The sequence below is a fragment of the Corynebacterium sp. S5S1 genome (assembly GCF_001913985.1).
Classification (GTDB): Bacteria; Actinomycetota; Actinomycetes; order Mycobacteriales; family Mycobacteriaceae; genus Corynebacterium; species Corynebacterium marquesiae.
Window position 1 is genome coordinate 1 of sequence record NZ_MKXT01000054.1, and the last position, 5,338, is coordinate 5,338.

5 protein-coding genes and 1 pseudogene are annotated in these 5,338 nt (G+C 63.6%); 3 read left to right on the plus strand and 3 right to left on the minus strand.

Annotated features, from left to right (window positions below; all coding sequences use genetic code 11):
- Positions 1–112: 112 nt before the first annotated feature.
- Complete coding sequence (gene aac(3)-XI, locus BKN05_RS11460) at positions 113–559, plus strand: aminoglycoside N-acetyltransferase AAC(3)-XI (RefSeq protein ID WP_046095284.1); 447 nt, start codon at positions 113–115, stop codon at positions 557–559.
- Here aac(3)-XI and BKN05_RS11465 read toward each other — a convergent pair.
- On the minus strand, positions 556–1,587 hold the full coding sequence (locus tag BKN05_RS11465; protein ID WP_046095285.1) for a sensor histidine kinase: 1,032 nt from the start codon (positions 1,585–1,587) through the stop codon (positions 556–558). The genes aac(3)-XI and BKN05_RS11465 overlap by 4 nt on opposite strands.
- Complete coding sequence (locus tag BKN05_RS11470; RefSeq protein WP_049147420.1) at positions 1,584–2,258, minus strand: response regulator transcription factor; 675 nt, start codon at positions 2,256–2,258, stop codon at positions 1,584–1,586. The genes BKN05_RS11465 and BKN05_RS11470 overlap by 4 nt, the downstream gene beginning before the upstream one ends.
- Before the next feature lie 77 nt (positions 2,259–2,335).
- Here BKN05_RS11470 and BKN05_RS11475 point away from each other — a divergent pair, with 77 nt between their 5' ends.
- Entirely contained in the window at positions 2,336–3,175 is an 840-nt protein-coding gene (locus BKN05_RS11475; protein WP_049147422.1) for an acetyltransferase domain-containing protein, read from the plus strand.
- Entirely contained in the window at positions 3,156–4,007 is an 852-nt protein-coding gene (locus tag BKN05_RS11480) for a trypsin-like serine protease (RefSeq protein WP_049147424.1), read from the plus strand. Before BKN05_RS11475 ends, BKN05_RS11480 begins: the two co-directional genes overlap by 20 nt.
- A 162-nt stretch (positions 4,008–4,169) precedes the next feature.
- Here the strand turns inward: BKN05_RS11480 and BKN05_RS11485 are convergent.
- A pseudogene (locus BKN05_RS11485) lies at positions 4,170–5,240 on the minus strand (IS110 family RNA-guided transposase); the annotation flags it as partial.
- Between the last annotated feature and the right edge of the window lie 98 nt (positions 5,241–5,338).

Sequence of the window (5,338 nt, forward strand, 5' to 3'; positions counted from 1 at the left end):
ATCGATACCGAGTACACACACTCAATCGGCATCCAAAAAGGCCACATCTAACCCCGCGACACGCCGATAGCAGACACACATTTTGTCGCTTAACCCGTTAAGGTGTGCGCATATGACTACAACCAACGAGATCAGGGTCGCGGAGGTAGCGGACGCGGGGGTCGTCGCAAAGCTATTGCGCGATTTCAACACAGAGTTTGATACCCCGGTTCCCGAAGGCCTTGAGGAGCGGTTTGCGCAGATCATCGCACACGACGACGCCTTCGTTCTCCTCGCCGGCGATATTGGTTTCGCCTACGTCACCCTGCGCCCGAGCCCGTATTACGACGGGCCGGTGGCGATGCTCGACGAGCTCTACGTCGCACCTGCCCACCGCAATCGCGGGGTCGGCACGGCGCTGCTGCAGCGGGTCTTCGAGGAGATCCGCAAGCACAGCGCCGGCGAATTACAAATCAACGTCGACGAGGTAGACACCGATGCGCGCCGCTTTTACGAACGCCACGGCCTGACCAACATCGAGCAAGGCTCCCGCATGCTGCTCTACATCCGGGAGCTTTAGGCCGGAAGCGATAGCTTTGCGACGAGCCCACCACCGGCCCGCGGCGCAAGCACCAGGGATCCGCCATGGGCGTTCGCGATCGCATCGACGAGTGCCAGCCCGAGCCCGTGGCCGGCACCTGCGGTGCGTTCGGCGCGCGCGAATGGTTCGGTCCAGGTTGCAACCTCGGCCGCGGAGTAGGTCTCGCCGCCGGATTCCACGGTGACCTCAGCGAAGTTGCCCACCTTGCGCAGGGTGAGCGCGGGGTTGTTGCCGTGGGTGAGTGCGTTGCGCACCAGGTTGTCCACCGCCTGGCGGGTCAGGGTGGGGGAGGCGTCCACGGTCACGGGCACGGCGTCGGCGGGGACGTTGCGGTCGGCGCACACCTCGCGGCACAGTTCTGCCAGGTCGAGGCGCTGCCGGTCGCGCACGTCCACGTTGGCCAGCTGGAGTAGGGCGGCGACGGTGTCGGCGCTGCGGGCGTTGACCTCGCGCACGCGGGTTAGCGTGGGACGCAGCCCGCCGTCGTCGCCGGTCAGGGCCACGTCTGCCATGGTCTGGATGGTTGCGATCGGAGTCTTCAACTCATGGGAGGCGTTGGAGGCGAACCGGCGCTGGCGCTCCACTGCGCCCGCCAATTCGTCGAGCATGACGTTGAGCGCGTCTGCGAGTTCGCCGACCTCGTCGTCGGGACCATGGTGGGTGATGCGGGCTGAGAGGTCGCCGCGGGTGACGGAGGCGGCGTCGTCGGCAATGTCGCGAAGAGGTTTGATCACCAGGCCTGCCACGAACCAGCCGATCACACCCGCAAGCAGGGTCAACAGGGCAAGTACCGACAGGGAGGCGAGGAGGACGCGGCGCAGGATCTCGCTGGTGATCGGCACGGCACCGTCGATGATGACACCGTCCTCCACCGTGGGGAAGGTGGCCGTTACCGGCACCGGGGTGAGCTTCAGGTAGGCATACACCAGCCCGATCAGAGCCAACCCCATCCCAAGCACCGTGGCCACGAACATCACCGTAATGCGGGCCCGCAAACTCAGCCTCATCGTTCCTCCTCCGCCACGTAGTAGCCGGCGCCGGCCACGGTGTGCACGATGCGCGGTTCGCCTAGCTTCTTGCGCAGGTGCGACACCGTCACGCGCGGGGAGTTGGTGAACGGGTCCGCGTTTTCGTCCCACGCCTCCGCGAGCAGGTCCTCGGCAGAGATCACCCCGCCGTCGGCCTCCATGAGTACCTCGAGCACAGCGAACTCCTTCGGGCTCAGTGGCACCGTCTCGCCACCACGGGTGACCTCGCGCCGAAAGGTGTCTAGGCGCACATCCCCGCAGCGATACACCTCGCCGCGCGCCGGGGCGTTGCGCTTCGCCAACGCATTAACCCGCGCGATTAACTCCGGCACCTCGAACGGTTTGGGCAGATAATCGTCGGCGCCGAGCCCGAAGCCTTCCAGCCTGTCGTCCAGGGAGCCGGACGCGGTCAGCATGATCACCCGGGTCGCGGGATGCGTATCGACGACCCACCTGCACACCTCATCACCATGCAACCCCGGCAGGTCCCGGTCGAGCACGACGACGTCGGGGCGGGTGTCGTCGATACGCGAACGCGCCTCCAAGCCGTCATACACGGCACTAGCCTGCATGTTTGCGTTGTTGAGTGCGGTGGCGATGGCGTCGGCGAGATAGGCTTCGTCGTCGATCACAAGTACCCGAATTGTCATGAGCCCGATCGTATCGGCGGGGGTGTTGCGCCCACGTTAACGTCACCGCAACATCTGGCTGCGTAACTTCCACAGCCATGCAGACCCGAAACGTAGGAATCGACGCCGCCCGCGCGGTGGCACTCGTCGCCATGATGGTCGCGCACCTCACCGTCCAAGAGGGCATCACTGCACAGGTGCTGTTCGGCTTCCCGGCCGCACTGTTCGCCTTCATCGCCGGTGTCTCAATGGGGTACATGCGCGCCCAGCCCGCCGAGTTCATCGTGCGCGGCATCCTTCTGATCGCCCTGCACTTCGCGCTCGCCCCATTTTCGGGGTCGATCGTGGTGGTGCTCGGCACCATCGGGGTCTGCATGGCGCTGCTCGCCTGGGCGCCACGCTGGGACACACCACTGTTGCTGTGGCTCGCGTGCGCCCTCACTTTTGGCTCGGCGGTGCTCGCGCCGTCGTCCTGGCCGTACCCGCCCATGATGTGGGCCACGCTCATGATCGCCGGCATCCTGTTCAAACGCTACATGCCGTTGTGGCCCGGCCTCGTGGTCGGCGGGGCGCTGTTCGCCCTGGATGTGGCGCTGCGCTGGACCACACCGTTGCCACCGCTTCTCGACGCCACCGGCCACACCGGAGGACTCATGGACGTTGTGGGCAGCGTGGGGGCGTCGATAAGCATCTGCGCCCTGTGCTGCCTGGCGCAACGCTGGCTCGGATGGCTCGCCCCGCTGGGCCGGATGCCGCTGACTCTGTACTGCATCCACGTGCTCACCGCCGAGTGGCTCAACGTTTGGGTGACCGTGGGCGGCGCCATCGTGATCGCTTACGTATGGCTCGCGATATTTCAGCGCGGGCCGCTTGAAACTGTAATTCGCCGCATCACCGCGGTAGTGAAGGAGAACAATCGTGAAAAAGCTCGCAGCTAGCCTCGCCGTCGCAGGCGCCCTCGTCGCCCAGCCCGCATGGGCGATGGAAAGCACCACCTTCGCCGGCGACGTCGACGAAGCCAAGCCCGTGGTCTCCGTGCGTGTCGACGACTCCGATCCCGACGACGGCGTCTGCACCGGCACCGCCATCGACCCCCACTGGGTCATCACCGCCCGCCACTGCGTCGAGGCCGCCGCCAAGCCGGGCGGCTCGGTGCGCACCGGCCAGGGAGACGACCAGCGCGTCTACAAGGTGGACCGCCACGAGGTTGCCCCGCGCGGCGACATCGCCCTGCTCCACACCGAAGAGGAAATGCAGCTAGATACGTTCGCCGAGGTTGCAGACGAGGTCCCCGCCGGCGCTGTGAACATCTACGGCTGGTCCTCCGACGGCTCGGGAGGCTCCACCGAGCTGCCCTCCGCCGAGGCCGAGGTCCGCGGCGATTCCCCGCTCGCCCTTTTCGACGCCCCAACCGCCCTCGAGGTCGCCCTCAAGAACGGCGCCCGTATCCAGCCGGGCGACTCCGGCGGCGCTATCTTCGCCGACGGCAAGGTCGCCGGCATCATGTCGGCTGGACTCTTCGAGGACCCGGACAACCCGACGGAGGAGGAAATGACCTCTAATGCCGCCGTCGCGGTGGCGCCGGTTGCCGAGCAGGCCGAGTGGATCCGAGGCGTCGTCGGTGGTGAGGGTGCGGATTCTTCCGCGGACGCTTCTCCGGAAGCTGAGGCTGAGCCATCGGCTTCCTGGCGCAACGTCGCGATCGGCCTGGGCGTTTTGGCCCTCGTCGTTGCTGGGTTCCTGGTGCTGCTGCGCCGCCGCTCCAACTAGGCTTTGTGTTGAGGGGGTGTTCCTATATAGGTTGTCAACTCCGTGGGTGAGGTTGTTGGGGGTATGAAGGGCTTCTGCTTCGCCGTGTGAATGTTGTTTTCGGGCATCTCGAGGAGCCGATTGGGCTTGCTGCTCAATCGGCTTGGATGGGAGCTGTTGGTTCTAAGCTGCTGTGACCTCTTGGACTGTGGAGATGTCTCGGTAGAGCTCGCCGCTACGCATCATGGCGAAGAGAACGTTTAGGCGTCGGCGTGCGAGTGCGACAACTGCGGCGTTGTGTCTTTTGCCTTCTTTGCGTTTTCGTTCATAGAATTGTCGGGAACGCTCGTGGAATCTGATCGATGCAAAAGACGATTGCCATAGGGCGTTCTTTAATTTTTTGTTGCCAGCCCGGTTGGGCGAATTCGACATGATGGACGTTCCCGACTGATTCGTCCGCGGTGATAGGCCTGCATAGGACGCTAGGTGCGCTGCATCGGGGAAGTCGGACATATCGCCAACGGTCATGAGGATCTGCGCGGCGCTACGCGGACCGATGCCGGGCATGGATAAAAGAATCTCGGTGTGAGGAATGTCCTGGATGAGCTTGAGTACCTGTGCCTCGATTTCTTTACGATGCTCGAGTTTGGCCAATGCATCTTTGGCGGACATTGCTACGCCAAGTTCGGCGTATTCTGCCCCGGCAATGGACACGGTCTGCCCGTGGATGGCAGCAAGCATGGCATCGATGACAGGCTCAGGATTGCGCGCCCTGTGACTGCGCGCAAAGGCTGCCAGACGTGCTCTACCGACGCGTCGAATCTTGGTGGGGCCACCGTATTTCGCAAGTAGGTGGAGGATCCACTTGCGATGAATCACCTGTCCGCGCAGAACATGTTCGAATGCAGGATAGGTTCCCACGAGCGCGGATCGCATCTGGTTAATCAGGCGTGTGTAGGCCCGGGCGAGATCTTCGTCAATACCGTTGAGCACTTTCAGCTGGATAAAGACTTCCTCAACGCGGTCGACGCTGCGCAAGGCATCCGGAAGTTTAAGACCGGCATGGGCGATGACGTAGGCGTCGCGCACATCGGTCTTGGAGTTGCCGACGTGGATGCGAGAGAGCTGCCGCATCGCAAGCCCCGGTAGATAGCGAACGTCGGCCCCCATGTCTTGGGCGACTGCGACGGTTAACCGGCCGATGTTGTTGGGTTGATCGACAATGACAAGAACCGAAGCGTCATCGGCGAGAAAGGGTTAAGCGACAAAATGTGTGTCCGGAATCGTTGATTTTCATGCTCTGAACTCCGCGTTTGCGGAAAATATATGCTCCAAAAGCATATATTGGCCCT

Bases quoted from the DNA above. Each gene is read 5' to 3' on its own strand.
- BKN05_RS11465 (WP_046095285.1), bottom strand. From the start codon at position 1,587: ATGAGGCTGAGTTTGCGGGCCCGCATTACGGTGATGTTCGTGGCCACG.
- BKN05_RS11470 (WP_049147420.1), bottom strand. From the start codon at position 2,258: ATGACAATTCGGGTACTTGTGATCGACGACGAAGCCTATCTCGCCGAC.
- BKN05_RS11475 (WP_049147422.1), top strand. From the start codon at position 2,336: ATGCAGACCCGAAACGTAGGAATCGACGCCGCCCGCGCGGTGGCACTC.